This window comes from Proteus sp. TSJ240517 (assembly GCF_047921575.1).
Taxonomy (GTDB): Bacteria; Pseudomonadota; Gammaproteobacteria; order Enterobacterales; family Enterobacteriaceae; genus Proteus.
Window position 1 is genome coordinate 633,182 of the sequence record NZ_JBLRMH010000001.1, and the last position, 20,045, is coordinate 653,226.

Annotated in this window: 30 protein-coding genes; 11 read left to right on the top strand and 19 right to left on the bottom strand. The window is 38.7% G+C overall.

Features of this window, described 5'->3' with window-relative positions; genetic code table 11:
• Positions 1-7: 7 nt before the first annotated feature.
• From ACNARN_RS02985 to ACNARN_RS03060, 16 genes are all read right to left on the bottom strand, one after another.
• Complete coding sequence (locus ACNARN_RS02985; RefSeq protein ID WP_416304124.1) at positions 8-685, bottom strand: peptidase; 678 nt, start codon at positions 683-685, stop codon at positions 8-10.
• Positions 686-714: 29 nt separating this feature from the next.
• Positions 715-1,029, bottom strand: coding sequence for a hypothetical protein (locus tag ACNARN_RS02990; RefSeq protein ID WP_416304125.1), 315 nt, complete (start codon positions 1,027-1,029; stop codon positions 715-717).
• Positions 1,026-2,690 carry a portal protein gene (locus tag ACNARN_RS02995; protein WP_416304126.1) on the bottom strand — a complete coding sequence of 555 codons (1,665 nt, stop codon included), beginning with the start codon at positions 2,688-2,690 and terminating at the stop codon, positions 1,026-1,028. Before ACNARN_RS02995 ends, ACNARN_RS02990 begins: the two co-directional genes overlap by 4 nt.
• 9 nt (positions 2,691-2,699) lie before the next feature.
• On the bottom strand, positions 2,700-2,912 hold the full coding sequence (locus tag ACNARN_RS03000; protein WP_004243356.1) for a hypothetical protein: 213 nt from the start codon (positions 2,910-2,912) through the stop codon (positions 2,700-2,702).
• 183 nt (positions 2,913-3,095) lie between these two features.
• A complete protein-coding gene (locus ACNARN_RS03005) occupies positions 3,096-4,580 on the bottom strand; it encodes a terminase (RefSeq protein WP_416304127.1) in 1,485 nt (494 codons plus the stop codon).
• Complete coding sequence (locus ACNARN_RS03010) at positions 4,580-5,149, bottom strand: terminase small subunit (RefSeq protein ID WP_416304164.1); 570 nt, start codon at positions 5,147-5,149, stop codon at positions 4,580-4,582. Before ACNARN_RS03010 ends, ACNARN_RS03005 begins: the two co-directional genes overlap by 1 nt.
• Positions 5,150-5,192: 43 nt before the next feature.
• On the bottom strand, positions 5,193-5,816 hold the full coding sequence (locus tag ACNARN_RS03015; RefSeq protein ID WP_036976814.1) for a hypothetical protein: 624 nt from the start codon (positions 5,814-5,816) through the stop codon (positions 5,193-5,195).
• 28 nt (positions 5,817-5,844) lie between these two features.
• On the bottom strand, positions 5,845-6,186 hold the full coding sequence (locus ACNARN_RS03020; RefSeq protein ID WP_416304128.1) for a hypothetical protein: 342 nt from the start codon (positions 6,184-6,186) through the stop codon (positions 5,845-5,847).
• 59 nt (positions 6,187-6,245) lie between these two features.
• The gene (locus tag ACNARN_RS03025) at positions 6,246-6,593 is read right to left on the bottom strand and encodes a phage protein NinX family protein (RefSeq protein ID WP_416304129.1); all 348 of its coding nucleotides are present in this window, start codon (positions 6,591-6,593) and stop codon (positions 6,246-6,248) included.
• Entirely contained in the window at positions 6,593-6,790 is a 198-nt protein-coding gene (locus ACNARN_RS03030) for a hypothetical protein (protein WP_075671823.1), read from the bottom strand. Before ACNARN_RS03030 ends, ACNARN_RS03025 begins: the two co-directional genes overlap by 1 nt.
• 125 nt (positions 6,791-6,915) lie before the next feature.
• The gene (locus ACNARN_RS03035; RefSeq protein ID WP_198619877.1) at positions 6,916-7,311 is read right to left on the bottom strand and encodes a RusA family crossover junction endodeoxyribonuclease; all 396 of its coding nucleotides are present in this window, start codon (positions 7,309-7,311) and stop codon (positions 6,916-6,918) included.
• The gene (locus tag ACNARN_RS03040) at positions 7,308-7,721 is read right to left on the bottom strand and encodes a hypothetical protein (protein ID WP_416304130.1); all 414 of its coding nucleotides are present in this window, start codon (positions 7,719-7,721) and stop codon (positions 7,308-7,310) included. The genes ACNARN_RS03035 and ACNARN_RS03040 overlap by 4 nt, the downstream gene beginning before the upstream one ends.
• Before the next feature lie 222 nt (positions 7,722-7,943).
• Entirely contained in the window at positions 7,944-8,426 is a 483-nt protein-coding gene (locus tag ACNARN_RS03045; RefSeq protein WP_416304131.1) for a replication protein P, read from the bottom strand.
• Positions 8,395-9,330 (bottom strand): DnaT-like ssDNA-binding domain-containing protein, encoded by a 936-nt coding sequence (locus ACNARN_RS03050; protein ID WP_416304132.1) that lies wholly within the window; start codon positions 9,328-9,330, stop codon positions 8,395-8,397. Before ACNARN_RS03050 ends, ACNARN_RS03045 begins: the two co-directional genes overlap by 32 nt.
• A 1-nt stretch (position 9,331) precedes the next feature.
• Positions 9,332-9,553: a hypothetical protein gene (locus ACNARN_RS03055; protein WP_004250866.1), complete on the bottom strand. Its 222-nt coding sequence runs from the start codon at positions 9,551-9,553 to the stop codon at positions 9,332-9,334.
• A 141-nt stretch (positions 9,554-9,694) separates the two neighbouring features.
• Positions 9,695-9,916 carry a hypothetical protein gene (locus tag ACNARN_RS03060; protein ID WP_416304133.1) on the bottom strand — a complete coding sequence of 74 codons (222 nt, stop codon included), beginning with the start codon at positions 9,914-9,916 and terminating at the stop codon, positions 9,695-9,697.
• A gap of 134 nt (positions 9,917-10,050) precedes the next feature.
• Here ACNARN_RS03060 and ACNARN_RS03065 point away from each other — a divergent pair, with 134 nt between their 5' ends.
• The 7 genes from ACNARN_RS03065 (at position 10,051) to ACNARN_RS03095 (ending at position 14,875) form a co-directional block, all read left to right on the top strand.
• A complete protein-coding gene (locus ACNARN_RS03065) occupies positions 10,051-10,659 on the top strand; it encodes a DNA-binding protein (RefSeq protein ID WP_072068383.1) in 609 nt (202 codons plus the stop codon).
• Between the two features lie 248 nt (positions 10,660-10,907).
• On the top strand, positions 10,908-11,069 hold the full coding sequence (locus tag ACNARN_RS03070) for a hypothetical protein (protein WP_004243375.1): 162 nt from the start codon (positions 10,908-10,910) through the stop codon (positions 11,067-11,069).
• Entirely contained in the window at positions 11,056-12,780 is a 1,725-nt protein-coding gene (locus ACNARN_RS03075) for a PD-(D/E)XK nuclease-like domain-containing protein (RefSeq protein ID WP_416304134.1), read from the top strand. Before ACNARN_RS03070 ends, ACNARN_RS03075 begins: the two co-directional genes overlap by 14 nt.
• Before the next feature lie 45 nt (positions 12,781-12,825).
• Entirely contained in the window at positions 12,826-13,866 is a 1,041-nt protein-coding gene (locus tag ACNARN_RS03080) for a RecT family recombinase (RefSeq protein ID WP_416304135.1), read from the top strand.
• A gap of 44 nt (positions 13,867-13,910) precedes the next feature.
• The gene (locus ACNARN_RS03085) at positions 13,911-14,168 is read left to right on the top strand and encodes a helix-turn-helix transcriptional regulator (RefSeq protein ID WP_416304136.1); all 258 of its coding nucleotides are present in this window, start codon (positions 13,911-13,913) and stop codon (positions 14,166-14,168) included.
• 30 nt (positions 14,169-14,198) lie between these two features.
• Positions 14,199-14,375, top strand: coding sequence for a hypothetical protein (locus ACNARN_RS03090; RefSeq protein WP_164526237.1), 177 nt, complete (start codon positions 14,199-14,201; stop codon positions 14,373-14,375).
• Between the two features lie 41 nt (positions 14,376-14,416).
• Positions 14,417-14,875: an ASCH domain-containing protein gene (locus tag ACNARN_RS03095; RefSeq protein ID WP_416304137.1), complete on the top strand. Its 459-nt coding sequence runs from the start codon at positions 14,417-14,419 to the stop codon at positions 14,873-14,875.
• A gap of 153 nt (positions 14,876-15,028) precedes the next feature.
• Here ACNARN_RS03095 and ACNARN_RS03100 read toward each other — a convergent pair whose 3' ends face one another.
• Positions 15,029-15,160: a hypothetical protein gene (locus ACNARN_RS03100; protein WP_258165033.1), complete on the bottom strand. Its 132-nt coding sequence runs from the start codon at positions 15,158-15,160 to the stop codon at positions 15,029-15,031.
• A gap of 320 nt (positions 15,161-15,480) precedes the next feature.
• On the opposite strand from ACNARN_RS03100, the gene ACNARN_RS03105 reads away from it, so the two are divergent.
• From ACNARN_RS03105 to ACNARN_RS03120, 4 genes are read left to right on the top strand one after another with little or no spacing between them, the layout of a single operon-like run.
• Positions 15,481-15,954 (top strand): class I SAM-dependent methyltransferase, encoded by a 474-nt coding sequence (locus ACNARN_RS03105; RefSeq protein WP_416304138.1) that lies wholly within the window; start codon positions 15,481-15,483, stop codon positions 15,952-15,954.
• Positions 15,951-16,592, top strand: coding sequence for an MT-A70 family methyltransferase (locus ACNARN_RS03110; protein ID WP_112843754.1), 642 nt, complete (start codon positions 15,951-15,953; stop codon positions 16,590-16,592). Before ACNARN_RS03105 ends, ACNARN_RS03110 begins: the two co-directional genes overlap by 4 nt.
• 2 nt (positions 16,593-16,594) lie before the next feature.
• Positions 16,595-16,792, top strand: a complete 198-nt coding sequence (locus ACNARN_RS03115; RefSeq protein WP_416304139.1) for a hypothetical protein — start codon at positions 16,595-16,597, stop codon at positions 16,790-16,792.
• Positions 16,792-16,980 carry a hypothetical protein gene (locus ACNARN_RS03120; protein WP_020945830.1) on the top strand — a complete coding sequence of 63 codons (189 nt, stop codon included), beginning with the start codon at positions 16,792-16,794 and terminating at the stop codon, positions 16,978-16,980. Before ACNARN_RS03115 ends, ACNARN_RS03120 begins: the two co-directional genes overlap by 1 nt.
• A gap of 7 nt (positions 16,981-16,987) precedes the next feature.
• Here the strand turns inward: ACNARN_RS03120 and ACNARN_RS03125 are convergent, their stop codons facing one another.
• Complete coding sequence (locus ACNARN_RS03125; protein ID WP_416304140.1) at positions 16,988-18,184, bottom strand: tyrosine-type recombinase/integrase; 1,197 nt, start codon at positions 18,182-18,184, stop codon at positions 16,988-16,990.
• Between the two features lie 218 nt (positions 18,185-18,402).
• A complete protein-coding gene (gene guaA, locus ACNARN_RS03130; RefSeq protein ID WP_100160335.1) occupies positions 18,403-19,980 on the bottom strand; it encodes a glutamine-hydrolyzing GMP synthase in 1,578 nt (525 codons plus the stop codon).
• Between the last annotated feature and the right edge of the window lie 65 nt (positions 19,981-20,045).

Genomic DNA, 20,045 nt, shown 5'->3' on the forward strand with positions numbered 1-20,045 from the left:
CTCTTTGTTATCCAAATAAAACATCAGCAGCACTTTTACTGCCGTTACTGTTGCCAGTGACAAGACCGTCCTCTGACATTGCTTTGCCAACACCAGCAAAGATACGAATAAGCTCAGGATGGTTACCTAGTCCTGATTCTTCTAAATACTGTTTCAGTTCAGGTGAACCGAACTTATCCATTGCTTTTTGTGCCGCACCGATAGATTCAGCGGAACCAAGCTCTTTATCTGCTTTAACAGTTTCAGCCCATTGCTCTGTCTGTTTTTGCCAACCTTCAGCAAGTTGCTTATTAATCGCTGGCATGATTTTAGAGCCATAAACATCAACCAATTTTTGCGCTTGTTCGTTGTTTAAATTCAGCTCACGAGCAATCGGCTCAAAGACTTCCAATGCACCTTTATCAAGCTCTTGCCCTTCTTCTGGTGCTTTAAATTCATACTTTTCAGGCGCACCTACATCTGATTTATTGGCATCATTTTTCTTATCAGCCGGCTTGCCTTGCTCTCCACCATTCTCTTTTTCAGTGCTTTTAGTAGGATCAGCACTGTTTGCTGGTGGCTCATTTTTATCTATTGCTGATGTTTCCTGAGTAGGTTCCGTTGCTGCACCGCCATCGCCTTCACCTCCCTCGCTGTGTTGCTCGTTATACAAGCGACGCATGATTAATTTCTGCCATAAGTTCATGACTGCTTCTCCCATTCTTTAAATCTTGGTTAAACGCTTGGTGTAACTGCTTCATTTGCCATTTGCGCATAAAGCTCAGGGCAAACTTCGTGTAATTTATTGAAAACTTTTAACCCATAGTTACGCTCGCCCTCTCTAAATGCCATTGCATAGGGATCATTAGAAAAAGAGCTACGAAATACGCCAGAGTCAGAAATCAAACGCCAAATAACAGCACGTCCAGCTTCTGTGGACATAACCTCTTTTAGCTGTTGTTCTTCTTTCTCTTGCTTATTTTTTTGTTGAATATCGTATTCAGTGCGAGCAATCTTCTCGTCTTCATACGCATCGAATGGATGTGTCATTGAACACCTCCACCAGCCATAGAGGACAAGGCACTATCGTTATCAAGATTGGTATCACTGAGCGTTTTAGCACCATCAATAGCAGACTGCGCCATTTGCATCTGCGCCATTTGTTGTTGCTGTACTTGTCGTTGTTGACGTATGGCTTGTACTTGCTCATTGGTTGCAACGATAGTTGGAGAAACACCAATAGCAGACGCATAATTATCAATGGCATCATCAGCATTAAGTTTATCGAGGGCCTCTGGCTTAACTTTTGCCAGATTGCCAACAAAGCCCGCAAAGCGTTCGATACTGCCAACGCCAATCGCTTTCTGTGCCTGAGCCATTACAGAAATGTACTCAACCTTTAGATCCATTCCCTGCATTTCATCAGGCGCAACGGGAAGTAAATTTTTGTTTACCAAGATTGAGAAAGTACGATTAATCAGCTTGTCGAGTAACTCAGAATCAAGGCGTTGCAGAACAGGCCCTAATTGCAATAGCTTCTCTTCACGCATTTCAACAACGGCTTCAATCGGCATAGAGCGCGTATTCACCATTTGCATCATGCGGAATAAATCAACAAAGTAAGCGGTATCAATCAGTTGACGGGTATCTTGAACATCTTCAAGTAGTGCTTTCAATGCTACGGGTTGAACATCAAAAATCGTTTGAATTTTATTAGTGGGATTTGCTTCATCAAGATAGTTAATGCCTCCGGGTATGGTATTTACCCGTTGGTTTTTTAATGATGCAGGTACTTGTAAAGGTGGATTGGTCAGCTTATCAATCATCTGCGCTTTACGTTTTTGCATTAATTGAAGTGCTTTAGTACCACCTAACGCAAACATACCAGGGCAAGATGAACCGTAAACATCTTCACCATTCACTTCCCAACGCGGCGCCATGATAGGAAATTCATCATAACCAGATTCACGTAACACTTTCTCGTTATCGCCAGCCACTTCAAGATAAACGGATTTAAAAGGCTTATGCTTCGCCTCTAACTTTCCTGTTTGTCGTTCAAGGTTTGGATATACGGCATGAACCACTTCAATCCATTGGCTGTACTGGCTTGAATTCCACATTGATTTAACAGTATCGCTGACACTATCAGTCCCGAACTCCATCACCAACTGGCGAACGGTCATCGTAAACTTGCGATAGCAAACATCAACACTCAGGCTTGGGCTATTCGCAATGTAATAACTACCAAGGGGGAAATGAACGGTACGGATAATACGCTGGCTATCTTCAACAACGGCCATTGCAGCAGTGCCAAAGGTACCTAAATCGCCATACATCAACGGTAATGACTGATAGAGGTTAGAACGATTGAACACTTCGTTCATGCGTTGTTCGGTGGTTTCTAGCCAAAGTTTTACAGAACCATAATCCATTAAATCAGGATCAGGTGTTGCTAAACGAAACCAAGGACGAGCAGGACTTGTAATGCCTGACATCATGCCACTGGAAAGCACCGATGAAGCTAAAGATGCCGTAGGATCAATGATCTTACTATTACGGCGATCACCTCGATTAACATCAGACGCAGTAAAACGCGTACTACGAGGACGAGTGAAATCTGACAATTCACGCCAATGCGGTTCAAATGAGCTACGCTCTGTTTCCAACTGATTAAGCTGTTGCAGTAGCTGTTGTTTCAATGGCGTTGACATAGTCACCCCTTATTGACCCAGTAAGGTTTTACCGCTAGTGGATGCTGAACTTGTCGCACCCTGCGCACCCGTTAGTAATGTAGACTTACGACCTGCGGCTGCACGGCGACGACGCATTTCATCATCACGACTACCCGTTACTGCCGCATCTTGTTCTTGAGGTGCTGCCTGAACAGCAGGAGGAGTTGTAATTTTTGGAGTATTGCCAAATGGATTACACATATCGACACACCTTTATAATTAACCAATATTGCACATTAAATTAATAATACATGTTATTTGACAATATTGAAAATTATAACTACCATTTTGGTTATGCAATGCCACTGCATTTTTCTCGGTATTGTTACCACGACAGCGTGCTTTACCTTAGGACTGTTTGCCCTCTACTCCAGAGGGTTTTTTTTATGCGAATGGATCGTAATCTGAATTGCTAACATTAACGCCAGAATGAGGTGAGGAGTAATTTCTATCTATTTTGGTGACTGGATAGGCAAATGTCAGTGCTAGTGCATCACCTTTACCCGGTGAACGACCAAGACGTTTTTTAATTTCTGTTTTATCTTCTAGTACAATCTTGCTATCAATAACACGAACTTTGTATTCACCACATGATAAATCATCTGCGGTTTCTTGATCGTCAATAGCCCCACCAATTTTTAGCCATGTCTTAACGCTGTTATACATTTCACCGCGTTTGTTCAGCATTTGTGGATCGGTTGATGCACCACCAAACTTAACTAAACGCCACACGCGCCCCCAACTTGTTCCAATAGAGTGAATGCCGGTACCATATCCAAAGTCGATATGAACAGCGTCAGCCTTGTATTGATCTTCAAAGTCAGCAATACGCTTTGCCATAACAACATCGTCTGTTGTTTTAAAGCCCGTCCACAAACATTTACTAAATAAACCTTGGCGCAGATAAATCACCGCATCATCAATACCAGAATAGGCAGGGTCAACACCAATGATTACAGGCGCATGAGAAACTTCTGCCTGTGTGACAATACGCTTCATGGCTTCATCCGTTAAGCCTGTTGGAATAAACTGTAGTTCTGATGCTGACGGGAACACACCACGAACACGGACTTTAAAGAAGTCGCTATCTTCGCCGTAGTCTTCTTCCCAGTTTTTAATCTGCTCTTTGTTGCTACCTTCAACGGTACGGCTATCAATCTGCTTAGTATTCCAACGATGTTTAAACTTACGAAAGCACTCACGAAAGCGCCCTGTGTTACGGGTTGGGTTACCAAATGCTATCCAAATGATTTCGGTACCTTCATCCGTTAACGCCCCTTCGGCAACTTCCCATACAAGATCGGCAATGTTAGACGCTTCATCAAACACTAAGATAATGCGCTTACCTTTGTTGTGAAGCCCTGCGAATGCCTCCGTGTTGTTCTCTGACCACGGCACCGCATCAGCACACCAAGCATTAGCATGATTAGGATCGTTTGAGTAGATAGCTGTCTTAGTACAAGTAAACCAATTATTAGTCAGCGATAGGCGTTGCCACTTCGCTATTTCTGGCCACGTTTTAGTACGTAGCTGATTTTCGGTGTTGGCAGTGACGACTACCTTACAATCTTCGCAGGTATCCATACCCCACTTGATGATCATTGAAATAAAGGCAGATTTACCGATACCATGACCAGAAGCACGAGCAAGTAACAATGGCTGGTGGCGTGTCTTTGGATTGCGTAGATGTTCACCGATTTCATTTAATGCTTCGGCTTGCCACTGACGAGGACCTTTGTATTCTTCAAGCTCTCCACCAGCATCCCCCCACGGAAATGCGTAATACGCATAGCCTAATGGATCATGCGTAAATGATGCGATATCTTCAATGAGTTGTTCTTCTGGTGACTTCTGCAAAGCTTCTGACATTACTCAATGCTCCCTTGCTGAGCACGTTTACGAGCAGATGCCAACTTATCAGCAAGCGATACATTTACATCAACCTGTACCCTGTCTCTAAAGGCATTGATATCAACGTGTTTACCAATCAGTTCAAGCACCTTGATTTTATCCAGTAACTTTACTTTTTTAATGCGAGTATCACCGTCAATATCAATAATATCGAATGCAGCAACACTTTTACGCCAAATAGGTGACCATTCGGATATTGGTTTAATATCGCCTTTCTCATTAAGAATATCGGCAATATCCGCATCAAGCATATCGACCAAACGCTTGAGAACATTGTCAGCACTCATCTTGGTGCGCTTATTGCGCTGTTGCATAAGTTGCGCGATACGTTCTTGAATTCGGGGATCAGCCATTAGCTGTGATGCGCGTTTGCAAGCACTGCCAGACGCATATCCAGCAGAGATTGCAGCATCAGTTTGATTGTCGGGGGATTTGATATATTCCTGACAGAAACGTTCCATCTTGTCGTTGATAGGCGTTGGCTGTCGGACAGGTTTCTTTCTTGGTCTTTTGATAGTCATAATCATCACCTCTTTGGTTATTATGACCGCCAATAAGTTAAACCTCAAATCATAAAAGCCTATTTAGTTCTTCCTCTATTTTTTTCATAATAGACTTATAGTCTTTATTTTTCTCCATACTCGCAGAGATTGGTGCTAGCCCATTAAGATGTGTTCCCACCATTTTTTTAAGCCCTTTTGTTTGTTTCAGTTCATAACAAACTCTTTTAATCTCATTTTTTTCTATCTTTTTCAAGAATACATTAATGGTATCACTTAGATAAGTATTAGCATCATTCATATTTGAAAAAAGAGCAAATTTTTCATATCCTAACTTTGCCACTAAAAGAATAACTTCATAACTAAATTTATCTGTAGCTTCTGGAACAATAATTATTCTATCTTCATTAATAATTATCTTTCTTGCTTTACTTAAATGATCTACTTTAATGACAATATTTGACTCTGAATTAATATTTTTAAATTCATTTGATATTTGGAGTATAAACAATAGTTGCTTCAATATTTTTATTCCTTGAATTGATGCAACCATGTTTATTGCAAATCTATTTTGTTCTCTTTCTTTCTTTTTTCTTCTTGATTCTAAAAACTCTTTCAATAAAAATAAAAAAATTGCGATGCTGGCAGTGATAAGAGCTGCATACTGAGGTAAATTTTTAAAAAAATCTTGCATTAAGAGATCCACTTATAAGAAATTTACATCATTCTACCTTCAACATCATTTCACGCCAGCCCTTTGTTACCCAACATTTAGCATCACCTGATAAACAGCATTGCTGAACGGGTAACTGTTCGCCACAACGCTCACACTTACACTTAGATAGCTCCTCAGCTTGTCGCTTATACTCCGCATCATCTTTACGAATAAGCATCTGTATGTATTCAACAACATCATACGGCTCGCGACCAGGCATACGCAGAACACAATTACGCTGTAACATCTCCAGCTCTTGATTATCCACCAGCAATTCAATCTTCGTTACGCCAAGTTCCTTTTGGCGCTTACGTTGTAGTGCCTTACGTTCAGCAGGTGATTTAGCCATTAAGTGACACTCCAATCACAGTAACAACGACACACCAGAATATAGCGAATAAAATGTATTTAGTTAGCATTTACTAGCTCCTCAGGCATCTCAACTTCATTACCTATCTCAAGCATAACAACCGCTCGGCAAATAGCTTCTTGAGCAGTATTAGCAGTGGCATAATCACCCATTAAATGTGGCGGTGATGCATAGCAATAATTAACCCCGTCAACTTCTTCAAACATTAAATCAATCCAGTAGTTATTTATAAACTCACCACACTTTAACCAGTCGCTAGATGGGTTATATACGCAGTTATTAACATCAACAATAAATTCTTTGCCAATACGAGCATCAACGCCAACGGCTTTACCTACTGCCCAATCAAGCGCTAATCCTTTTAGTTTTGAGGTTTTAATTTTCATCATTTTCCCTTCTCGCCAACTAAAACCATTGCTTCAGCGTCTGTTTCCCAAAAATGCCCTTTCTTGTCAGTCAATTCATAATGGAGGCCTACATTCCTACGAATAGCTCGAACAAAATAACCGTAGCGATGAGGATTATCTTCACTTGCGTATTTATTTTGCATTAAGTCGCCAAAAACTGGTTTGCGTTCATTCATATAAAAATCCTCTTGCGTGACATGTCACAGTTGTTTGAGTTATTGAATAAGCCTAATAGCATCAATTTCTTGGCTCATAATTTCTTCCCAAACTCATTCAACGATTAATTAACTCAGTCACGAACTTAACGAATGGTAATAAGTTCATGATTTTCTGTATTTTCAGGTAACGTTATCCCTATCTTTCCCTGCTCACCCCAAAGCTTTGACGCGCTGATATTCCACACTCGGCAATCTTCATCAAAGATGGCGTCCATAACGGCTTTAATCAGGTTATCGACATCTGGACGTTGCTGGTGGGGTTTGCCATTCATCTCAATACGTTTCTTCTTACTCCATGATTTAGGCATAGGGATAACAAACGTTAGGTGAGCACCGCTTTCAGGTAGCGTAAAACGGTTAGCTCTCATCTCGTCACAAAAAGCGTGGTACTTAACGACAACGGGTCTTTTCTTCCATGCGTCACGTTGTGTCATACGTGGCTTCGGTACAGGATTGATATAATAAATTTGCTGTTTCATACGCGTACCGCCACCAGCATTGCGTTCATACGGTTATGAATATCAGCAATCTTTCCATGCTGTAACGGCGGTAAACTCTTTCTGACGTAGGTTAGTGAGCCTTTCTGACAGATAACATGCTTATCCGTAGGTTTTACTGGCTTCTTGGTCATTAAAGAGGCTTCTTTTTTGATATCTAAATCACGTAGACGCTCCATGTAATCAGGCGCTAGAGTGTATAAATAACCAATGCCGACTACCGCTCTGCGCTCAACAACGGCGCATTCAATCAACTTGATCAACGCATAATTGGTCGTTGAGCGATTTTTCTTACCATCCAGCTCTGAGGCAATCTCGGTTATTTCGTTAACTGATAACGGTTTTTTCTTGTCATGTAATATTTCAACAACAAAATCCTGCATAAATTTCATATACGATAACCCTTAAGAGATTAATCATTATGGTTAATATATCCAATTTGGTTATGTTTTCAAGTATAAAAAAACAGAGTTTTTAATTAAACTCATACCTACTTAAAACGCTCTCAAGTCGTCTATACGCTGTTTTCACTACTCAGACACCCAATCGCATACCTACAACAAATAAAACTCACCAGTGTTTATTACGCTAAGGATTTTGATATCCAATAAACCTCATGCCGATTTATGTTTACGTTTTTCAGCATTTTCTAATAAATCTATCCATGCTGGTCTTGGCTTGGTTTTATCTTCAAGTCTTAACGTAGGCTTGGGTATGACCTCTCCTCGTTGCACTCGCTCAGACCACATACGGATCATTTTATTTAATCGCTTCTCAACCTCTGCTTCTGTCAGCCTAAGGTCATATACCTTTTGCCTAAGGTCAGTGAAGATCCAATATTGCACTGGGTGTCTAAATGGGTACATTTCAGCACTATGATAATTACACCGTCTGGCTAGGTATTTATTGAAATCTCTAAGCATTTCATCAAATGGAATTCCAAAAGCATTCGCATCTACCAACTTGTCAGAAAGCATTGAAATGACATCAGATAACTCTGGTGGCCACGGATTACCATTGCTACAACGCTCAATGCAGAATTTAAATATCAAATCGAATTGATCGCTATTCAATCCTCTGAGTGCTCGTTTCCACATCAATGATGGTTCCGTCCCGTTCTTGTTTGCCCATTTCTCCCCATAGAACTCCGTCATTTGTAGCCAAAGAGTCGAGATACTCTTGCCCATGTTTTTCTCTGATCTTGTGTTCCACGAGTTGTACGGCTCTTGATTTGCCACTGTTTGGATCGAATTTAAATTCTGATTTGCCATTATTATTTACTCCAGTATTGCTGTTATTCGCTTTAGCACGTTGGAATTTAATACTTTTTGCCAATGCCATTTCCCATTGTTCGTGATGTTTAGCTTTCCCCTCGGATTTCCAGTACGTAATAAACTCGGCAAGTTCAGTTGGTTTAATTGGCTCTGTTAAAGAGCATCCCCAAAAAGCAGATTTACGTAAAAAATCGCTATCAGGTTCCCATTCATCAAACATCACAAATTTACCGTCAACGCTAAAACCACCAGCAGGAACTCTGTCATTTAAAATGGCATTATCCACATCAGGCAAATTTCCTTCGCGCGCGTTACAGAGAGTTGTTTTAATACTTCCTTTCCCTTCCTTTCCTAAAGGTAGTCCTACCGTATCACTACCGTAGTCATATGGTAGTAGATTCATCTCTTTGATTTTACTTGGCGTTTTCTTGTTTACGACTTGATGTTTTGTGAAATTATTTATTAATCCAAAGTGCTTCCCATTTTGGGCAGAAAATAAGCTGATATAGCCACAGTTGGAAAGCTCCTGTAGTAGTACCGGAATACTACTGGAGGTTTCACGTATTGGAAAAATAGCCGCTTTTATTAGCTTCGGATTAGCATTGAAATAGCCTTCATCATCAGCGTAATTTAATAGCCCTATCGCCAATAAACACGCTGACTCAGATATTTCAGCCATATCCTCATCAGTCCAAAATGTTGGCTTAATAGTCCTGATACGGGCCATATCACCCCCTGATATTGTCTTCATAAGCAATATTTCTATTACGAGCCATCTTTAATAATCGGCTGACTTCTTTTCTGTAGTTGGATGAATTAATTGCAGAACATTCAACACAAACACCATTACTGGTAAAACGCTCAGAATCATGACCATGTCTACATAATTTTCCCGTATAGAAACGACTTAAACCATTTTCAATGGCTTGCTTTCTAGTCACAATTTTCATCATCACCTCTTTTTCTATGATTAGTTAGCAATAAGATTATCCGTTATTTTAAAATAGATCAACCTAAAAAGACTTATTGGTTATCAATAAAAAATTAAGGACCACCGAAGTGATCCTTATCTATAAACAGCCTTTGAATTATTATCGAATAAAGAAATTGATTAATTGCCCTCTGGTTGTATCTGCACCAAATTCAATACAAATATCATATAACCTATTGAGTTTACTTAATGACGGTTTGCGTTTTGCATAGCGTAGCTGATGTGATAGATACAGTTGGCTATACCCCGTTCTTTGAGAGAATGCTTCTCTTTGCTTAATCGTTAAGCCATTCCAAAATTTTTTAAAGTCGAAAACTTCCATAATTTCACCAATTTGATTAACCAATAAATAATAGTAACCATTTAGGTACTTTACCAAAAGGGTTATTTGTTTGTTTAATACACCATAACTTAATCAAATTTGTATAAAGAATAGACACCAAAGGACTTGGAGAAATGAAAAGCATTGCTGAAATTAGAAAAGATAACCTGATTTATATTATTGAACGCTACTACAACGGCAAACAAAAATTACTTGCTGATGCGTTAGGAGTAGCCCCAAGTATGATCTCTCGTTACCTATCACCAAAAGATTTAAAAAGTCATCGTGAACTCACCGATCCAATGTCACGCAAAATTGAATATGTGACTAGAATTAGCAAATATTGGATGGATGTAGACCACTTAAAAGAAGGTCATGCGGAGTCAGAAAAAGAAGAATATATTCCGACTGAAATTGGCAAGATACTCTCAGATAACATCACAACATTTATGTTAAATGATGGAATAAAATCAAGAGTTAAGCTTTCTGTCGATTCAGGGCTTGCACAGTCAACAGTTAACCGCATTATTAATTGTGAAGCCAGTGCCACCGCTGAAAGCATTGATGCCATTGCAAAAGCAATGGGTCGCCAAGCCTATGAATTACTGATCCCTAAAAATGATAAAGGCACTATTAACTATGATAGAAGAGCCTATTCAAAACTTCCCACCAGCGAACAAGCTGCTATTGAAAACTTCATTGAATTTATCATTAATAAAAACCAGCCTATCTCCCACGACTAACCCTTTCCATTAAAAAGAAGTCATATACTGGCTTCTTTTTACTCTTAATAAATCATTAAATTTCATAGTGATAAAAATAAACATAACCATATTGGTGATTTATTTGTTTTTCATGGTTGACAATGGTTAATTTATGGTTATGATTAAAAACATAAGTTAACCAATACGGTTAATTTGCTCTTTAACAATATGGATAAAAGAGACTGATTTTTTAATGCGCTCAGACATAACCAATTTGGTGATTAGTCATGATCTTTTATATCAAAGACGGTAAGCATGTATTTACCTTATCTGGCTTAAATGAGTCACAGTCATTTGACAATTTTAAAGCCGGTATTGAGTGGGCTTATGTAAGAAAGCTCGCATTACAAACAGAACAATTAGTAGGTAAACAAAATGTCAGACACTAAGCACTTAAATGTGTTGATTGCAAAAGCTCTTTTACTTAACCAAGATATTACTGATAGTGAACAAGTAGATGCGCTAACTGCTCATATCAATGGTGATATTGAAAAAGAAGAGTTTAAGCAATATGGCCACTTTATTAATATCACTCTACTTGCACTTTCATTGGTTCCTAATATCAGTAGTGAACTCAGTGAAGAACAAATCGTTAACGCTATTATGTCATTTATTGATAACCCTGATATGCGTAGCGTTCGCCATAGAGTTAATCACTTTAACTCATTAATAAATCCAAAAACCGCCTCAATTGAGGTAGAAAAAAAGGAAGTACCTCAGGAAGAGGTGATTTTTAACGTCAGTAAAGATAACCAAAACGGTCAATGTAAGGAAGCGGAAGATATTCCAAAGGAAGAAAATGACCAACCTGCTTATTTTGAACCTGGTCGTTATCCTGATATTCCTAACGAGGTGTATCACAGTTCAAACGGCATCAGTAGTTCGATGCTAAAAGATGCTCGTATTAGTTTGATGTATTACGAGTTACGCCATGTAACAAAAGTCATTGAGCGTGAAAATAAGCGTTGTTTCGACTTAGGTAGCGCATTCCACACGTTAACCATGGAACCTGAAAAGTTTGATGCTGAATTCAGTGTTAAGCCAATTATTCCAGAAGGTGCCTTTACAACAACGGAAACAATGAAGTCATGGATTGACGAATACAACAATAAGTTGCCTAAGAAGCTCTCACAAGATGAGTTAAAAGCAATTATTGAAGAACATAATGCCACTCTGACACCGCAACTTTCCACCAGCGGAAAAGCCGAAGAGCTAGGTCAGATATACATGCAGTTGCCCGATGAATTTAAAACCATCCCTGAAGATGGAAAATTTACTGGTACAGCAATGAAAGCCTGTATCAAAGCCTATAACGATACTTTGCCAACACCATTGAAAACCTCAGGTAATGCAGATGCATTACTTGTGCAGATGTACCAACACATCAACCCTGAATTATATTTGGCAGAAACAAATAAACCTGAGCCACTTAGAAAACCCGTCAAAAAAGATGACCTCATGCAGGTCATTAAAGAAGTGAACCCTGATGCTGTATTTGAAGATGAAATCATTAGCCAATGGCTTAGTGATGATTCAAAAATTCACGTTCAAACCGTTGATTATGAAATGGCAAATAACATGCGTAACGCTGTTATGAACCACAAAGAAACATCCAGTTTATTAAACCACCCTAACCGCATATCAGAAGTGAGTTACTACGGCATTGATGAAGATACTGGTCTTGAAATTCGTGTTCGTCCTGATATCGAAATTCAAACAGAAAATAACCGATTAGGTTTTGACCTCAAATCAGTAGCACTTGGTCGATTTAAACAAGATGCCATTGAAGCCATGATCCGCAGAGAAATCATTAATCGCGATTATCACATCAGTGCAGCTATGTATTGTGATGTGGCAATGCTGGATCAGTTCTTCTGGATATTCGTTAACAAAGACGAGCATTACCACTGGGTTGCTATCGTTGAAGCCTCTCCTGAATTACTTGAACTGGGTCGCGCTGAGTACAAAAAGACACTGCGTGATATCCGTGAAGCTATGGATACAGGATATTGGCCAGCGCCTATCACCACTACTCTCACTATCGGTATCACTGACTTTGAGCAGAGAAAATTAGAAGAACTGCAAAACGAAGTCGCTTAATAAAACTGCGCTTGAACAATCAGGCGCACGTTTGGAGTAAATATTATGTCAGAAGTAGCAACTATCGAAAGAAATCAATCAGTAATGAATAACACATCATTACTTTTTAATCCTGAATCATTAGACCGTATTGTCAAATTTGCTGAGCTAATGGCATCAGGTACAGCAACGGTGCCAAGACATCTGCAAGGTAAACCATCTGATTGTCTTGCTATCACAATGCAGTCCGCACGTTGGGGAATGGATCCTTTCGTTGTCGGTCAAAAAACTCATGTCATCAATGGTGTGCTTGGTTATGAAGCCCAATTAGTAAATGCAGTTATTACCAGTTCAAATGCTGTTGTAGGTCGATTCCATTACAAATACGGTGGCGACTGGGAAAAGATTGTAGGCATGAAAGATAAACGTGATGAATCGGGTTTATTTATTGAAGTCGGTGCAATTTTAAGAGGTGAAGAAGAAGTTACATGGGGTGAACCTGTTTACCTTGCTGATGTACAGACTAGAAACTCACCACTTTGGAAAACAATGCCTAAGCAACAAATCGCGTATCTCGCTGTAAAATATTGGGCTCGTCTTTATTGTCCTGAAGTTATTCTTGGTGTGTATACGCCAGAAGAACTTGAAGATCGTCCGATTAAAGACATCACCCCACAGAAAGAACGTGTAAGCATTAATGAAATCACTACCCTGCAACAACCAAATAATGCTGAACCTGTAAAAGAAGCTCAAGGCGAGTTTATACCTAAGTTTGATGCTGAAACCTTTAGATTAGCTATTGATGATGTTCAAACTGTCGAAGAAGCTAAAAATATTCGTGCAGAAATTGAGAACTTAAAGAATGAAATGGGGATCAACCTGTTTACTGAATTAAAAAATAAAGCAGTACAGGCATATCACCGCATTGATGCACGTAATGCTCTAGAAGCTTCTATTAACTCACTTCCTGAATCTGGCTCACCTGAAGCTACCGAAGCATTTGAAAAAGTAGACAAGCTACTTAAATCAAGCAAAAGAAAACTTGGTGATGAGTTATACGAATCTTTCTCTATCACACTTAATGATATGCGCCCTGAATACCAGTGATCCTATTTAAAGCGGAGCGATACAGCTCCGCAAGGAGTTTAAATATGAATATTAAATTACCTACCAAACCTATTCGTATGCCTGATGTTTTAAAGCTAACAGGGCTTTCTCGTTCAACCATTTACACATTAGAAAAGAACGGCGATTTTCCAAAACGTATGTATTTATCGGTGCGTTGTGTTGCTTGGGAAGCGGAAGAAGTTGATGAGTGGTTGAAAAAACGTTCTCAATCAAGAGAGACACCTAAGTGTTACACCGAACGTAAGCGTAATGAAGCTGGGCAGTTTGTAAGTAATGCCTAACCCCTACCCGTTTAACCAAAGGATATAACTATGAATCTAACAATGCGAGATTCAGATACGGACGAAGAAGTTATTTTAACGGTCGCTATATCAGAAGAAGATTTTAATAAATTATCTGAGCGAGAACAGGATGATTTAATAGAAAGCGTCGCTTTTGATTATTACGAAAATAAAGCAGCGGAAGAAATAGAGCGCAAATTTAAATAGCTCATGGACTCAGTGCAAGGATGCAAACAGGAGATAGATATATGAAAGACAGAATCAAGTTTAACGATGCCATGTTAGCGGCAGTCATGGAGGGCAGAAAAACGCAGACGCGCAGACCAATTGAGCCAAAACCAAAAGTAACCGAGGATGAGTTACGCAAGTTTGGTGCATGGCAAGATGGTTACACACTATCAGAGCAAGTATGTGTAGCATGGCGTCATGGATTTGTTGATGTTGATTGCCCGTATGGTGAGATTGGCGACATTATCAACATTGCAAACAAGGACGGTAATATCAAAGGAAAAATTGAAATTACTGATGTTTGGGTTCAGCAAGTAAACGATATCAGCGAAAGTGATGCAGAAGCCGAGGGATTTAACGGGAAATTAAATGCACATACTTCTGACTTTGCTGTGGAATGGATTGCAATATATGGAATTGATAGCTGGGTAAATAACGAATGGGTATGGGTGATTGAGTTTTACTATATAAAGAAGTAAAGTCATAGTAATGTAATTCTGAAAAATATTTATCAACAGTATGAAAAATAAATGTATAAAACTTTATCGAAAGCTATTTTCACATACGCCTTCCGTGCGAGAAGATATCGATCTGCTATCCGATGAGCACTATAGAAACAAAGAGTATAATTTTTATTTTATATCATCAGCATCCTTATCAATAATTTCAGCAACTTTTTTTATAGGAATGCTTAGTTTTAATTTTAAAACAGCCAGTATGATTGAGTTAGTGGAAATATATTTATCAATATTCTTCTTTTCCATGTCTCTTTCATTAAACTCATTTTTTATTTTTTCATTATTTATATCTTCTGGTGATGAACTTGACAAAATAAAAATAATAATTTTTAAGTATAGAGTTTTTGGATTGTTTAAGTTGTTATCATTTATATTTCCTTTTCTTGGGATGTTTTTTCTAATATCATATTTCAGTTTTTTAATTGCAATTTTCTCATTACTTAGTTTTTTTGTTATGAATTATTGTTATGAAAGGTTAATAATGAAAGCAAAAAAAAGAGCAAAAAAAATTTGAAACGATGCCCTGCACTAGCAGGGTTTTTTATACCTAAAATTCAGAGGATACAATGAAGCCAATACTTGATATGTGTTGTGGCTCTCGCATGTTTTATTTTGATAAACAAGACGACCGCCTTTTATTTAATGATATTAGAGCCGAAGAACATATTTTATGTGATGGAAGAATTTTAAATATAACACCAGATATTATTTCTGATTTTAAAAACCTTCCATTACCAGATAATACCTTTTATCAGGTGCTATTTGACCCTCCTCATTTAATTAGAGTTGGTAAAAATAGCTGGATGTTTAAAAAATACGGTTCGTTAAATAAAGAATCATGGAGAGAAGATTTAAGTAAAGGGTTTAGTGAAGCATTTAGAGTGCTTAAGCCTGGAGGAACATTGCTGTTCAAATGGAATGAAACCCAAATACCCGTTAAACAAATTTTAGCACTAACAGACCAAAAACCAACAGCAATACAACGTGTAGGGAAAAATGATAAGACGCACTGGATCTCTTTTCTTAAGGAAGTTAAATGAAAAAATACGACCTTATCTATTGTGATCCTCCGTGGGATTACAAAAATAAAGTTTCAAACGGTGCTGCTAAAAATCATTATCCAACAACCTCCCTCTTCAATTTAACCCATATCCCTATTCATTCTATTGCATCTGATAACGCAGTTCTTGCCATGTGGTATACAGGTAATTTTGTACTCGAGGCTATTAAATTAGCCGAAGCGTGGGGCTTTAAAGTGCGCACAATGAAAGCTTTTACTTGGGTTAAGTTTAATCCTTTAGCATGGCAACGAATTGATAAAGCTATTCAAAACAGCGAGTTATTTGATTATCACGACCTATTTGAACTATTAGATGCTGAAACAAAAATGAATGGGGGAAACTACACCAGAGCCAATAGTGAAGATGTTTTAATCGCTACTCGAGGCAATGGATTACAACGCATTAGTGCTAGCGTTAAACAAATCGTATTTAGTTGTTTAGGTGAGCATAGCGAAAAACCGTGGGAAGTAAAAAACCGCCTTGAACAATTGTACGGTGATGTTAATCGCATTGAGCTATTTGCTCGTGACATGTCACAAGGTTGGGATGCATGGGGCAATCAATGTCCTAACAACAGTATCGAACTTATCAATTCCCATTTTATTTGTAAGGAATAAATATGCCTGATGTCGCAGATGATGCTAATGACTTAACGGATCTACAAATCAACACCGCATTAGCAAATAGAGAGCCACCAGCCAAAAGCTTAACCGGGTTTTGTATCTGGTGTCGTGAAGAGCCTGTAACAGAGAACAGTGCTTACTGTTCTAAAGAGTGTGGTGATGATCATGCTCAGTACAAAAGGAAAAACGGCTAATGATTATTTTACTCACGTTATTAGCTGTGTACTTATGGCTTGCTGGGTATCTGTTTTCAGAGTCTAAACACGAAAGCGACAATATAAAAGATATTGTGGCCAGACTGTTTTACTCAACAATCTGGCCTGTTGTCGGTGTGCTTTACCTATCGTCACTACTTGCTTATAAAACACTTGGCGAAGAATGACTGAGCGTTAATCTTTCTCTTTTATCCATTCATCCACCATATCAGCCCATTCTTGTAACATCTTCCTGCGCTGTTCAGCATATTCAGCCTTGTTGTAAACGGCTCTAACTCCATTTTGAACGTGTGCTAAACATTTCTCTATCCAATCTGAGTTATAACCGGCTTCGTGCAATAGCGTGCTTGCTGTGCGTCGTAAATCGTGAACAGTAACCGGTTCGAACTCAATACCTTTCTCATTGATACGTTTTACGGTGCCATCAATCACGTTATTCAATGCAGCATTAGAAAGTGGCTTTTTAATATCATATCGACCAGGCATTAAGTAATCGCTTCCCATCGCACAAACTTTCATACCAGTTAGGATATCCATTGCTTGATCAGAGAGATAAATAACATGCTCTTTTCTCCCCTTCATTCGCCCTTTAGGGATCACCCATTGTCTATTTTTAAAGTCTATTTCATCCCATGTAGCATGAATAAATTCAGACTTTCTAACTAATGTCAGCAAGACAAATTTAACGGCCAATTTTAAGGTTGGATAACAACTATAGTTTTCTAGTTCACGAAATAAGATACCAATTTCTTTCGACGACATTGCCCTTTCGCGCGCTTGAAAAGTCCCTATCGAAGATGCCTTTATTGCATCTGCTGGGTTACTAATTTCATAACCTCTATCTATGGCATAAGTAAAAACGGATCCAACAATCTCACGTACTTGTAATGCGGTCGCTTTTGCGCCTCTATCTTTTATCTTTTCACACAAAGCTCTAAGCCGTGGTGTGGTGATCTCTTCTAGTTGAAGGTTGCCGAATACGGGATAGATTTCTTTTTCAATAATTGCTTCTTTCATGGCCCTTGTAGAGTCAGCATATTGGGCATCATTAAGAAAATTGACGGTATAGTCTTTGAATACCGTCCCTATTTTTTTACTCTCAATACCGTCACGTTTCTTTGAAGCTGGCGATATACCTGCGTTTAGTAGCCTTTTTGCTTCAATTAATTCGGCTCTTGCTTCTGCAAGCGTGATACCGTCAGCACTGTATCGACCAAAAGTAACCGTTTCTCTCCTTCCATTAAAGCGATAATCATATCTAAATGAAATAACACCATTTTTTGTCACTGCAACGTATAAACCATCTCGATCAGACACTTTATAAAGCTTGTCTTGTGGCTTTAAACTTCTTAGTTTTGTATCGGTCAGCATGCTATAACCTCAATACTGATACCGTCAAATGACAGCAAATTCATGACGGTATCAGTGCCTTAATTTTATAATTTATATTTTGATACCGTCTCCTATACCGTCATTTTTTTCGGTTCTTGTCAACCATTGCCAACCATAGAAAACAAAAAAGCCACCAGTAACTTACTGATGGCTCTTGGTTTTTTAACCTTTATCAACTATTGCTGATAAACGGTATTTTATTCCCACTCAATTGTTGCTGGTGGTTTACCGCTGATATCATAAACAACACGAGAGATACCACTAACTTCATTGATAATGCGGTTAGAAACACGACCTAAGAAGTCATATGGTAAATGTGCCCAATGTGCTGTCATAAAGTCCACAGTTTCAACTGCACGTAATGAAACAACCCAGTCATATTTACGACCGTCACCCATAACGCCCACTGAACGCACAGGTAAGAACACGGTAAATGCTTGGCTTACTTTGTTATATAAGTCAGCTTTATGCAATTCTTCAATAAAGATAGCATCAGCACGACGCAGTAAATCACAATACTCTTTTTTGATTTCACCTAATACACGAACCCCTAAACCAGGACCTGGGAATGGATGACGATAAAGCATGTCGTAAGGTAAGCCTAACTCTAGACCAATTTTACGAACTTCATCTTTAAATAGTTCTTTTAATGGCTCAACTAAACCCAGTTTCATATCATCAGGTAAACCACCCACATTATGGTGTGATTTAATCACATGAGCTTTACCTGTTGCAGATGCGGCAGATTCAATCACATCTGGGTAAATAGTACCTTGCGCTAACCATTTAACTTGTGGCTGTTTAACCGCTTCTTCATCAAAGATTTCAATGAATGTGTGACCAATGATTTTACGCTTTTTCTCAGGATCGTTTTCGCCCTTCAACGCAGTTAAGAAACGTTCTTCTGCTTCAACATGGATAATATTTAGGTCAAATTTACCTTTAAACATTTCCATGACTTGTTCTGCTTCATTCAGACGCAATAAGCCGTTATCAACAAATACACATGTTAAACGTTTACCAATCGCACGGTTTAACAATAATGCAGTCACTGAAGAATCAACACCACCTGATAATGCTAAAATAACGTGATCATCACCAATTTGCTCTTTTAAACGAGCAACAGTGTCTTCAATAATTGCAGCAGAAGTCCACAGAGCATCACAACCACAGATATCTAAAACGAAACGTTTTAAAATCGCTAAACCTTGATGGGTGTGTGTAACTTCTGGATGGAATTGAACACCATAAAAACGTTTCTCTTCATTCGCCATAATAGCAAATGGGCAAGTTTCAGTGCTGGCTACTGTTACAAAGTCTGATGGAATAGCAGTAACTTTGTCACCGTGGCTCATCCACACATCTAATAGTGGTTTGCCATCTTCGCTAACTGAATCTTGAATATCATTGAACAGAGCACAAGTTTCACGAATTTCAACTTGTGAATAACCAAATTCACGCTCACCAGAAACTTCGACGTCGCCACCTAATTGCATTGACATCGTTTGCATACCATAACAAATTCCTAATACAGGAACGCCTGCATTAAATACGTATTCTGGTGCACGAGGGCTGTTGTCTTCAGTAGTACTTTCAGGGCCACCAGACAGAATAATACCATTAGGATTAAATTCACGAATTTGTTCTTCTGTAACATCCCATGCCCAGAGTTCACAATAAACGCCGATTTCACGAATACGACGAGCAATAAGCTGCGTATACTGTGAACCGAAATCAAGGATAAGAATGCGATGATTATGGATATTTGCTGTCATTTGTGGTGAATTCCAAAACAGATAAAGTCATAAAGTTGAAAGGCTTGCTAATTTATAATCAAAAC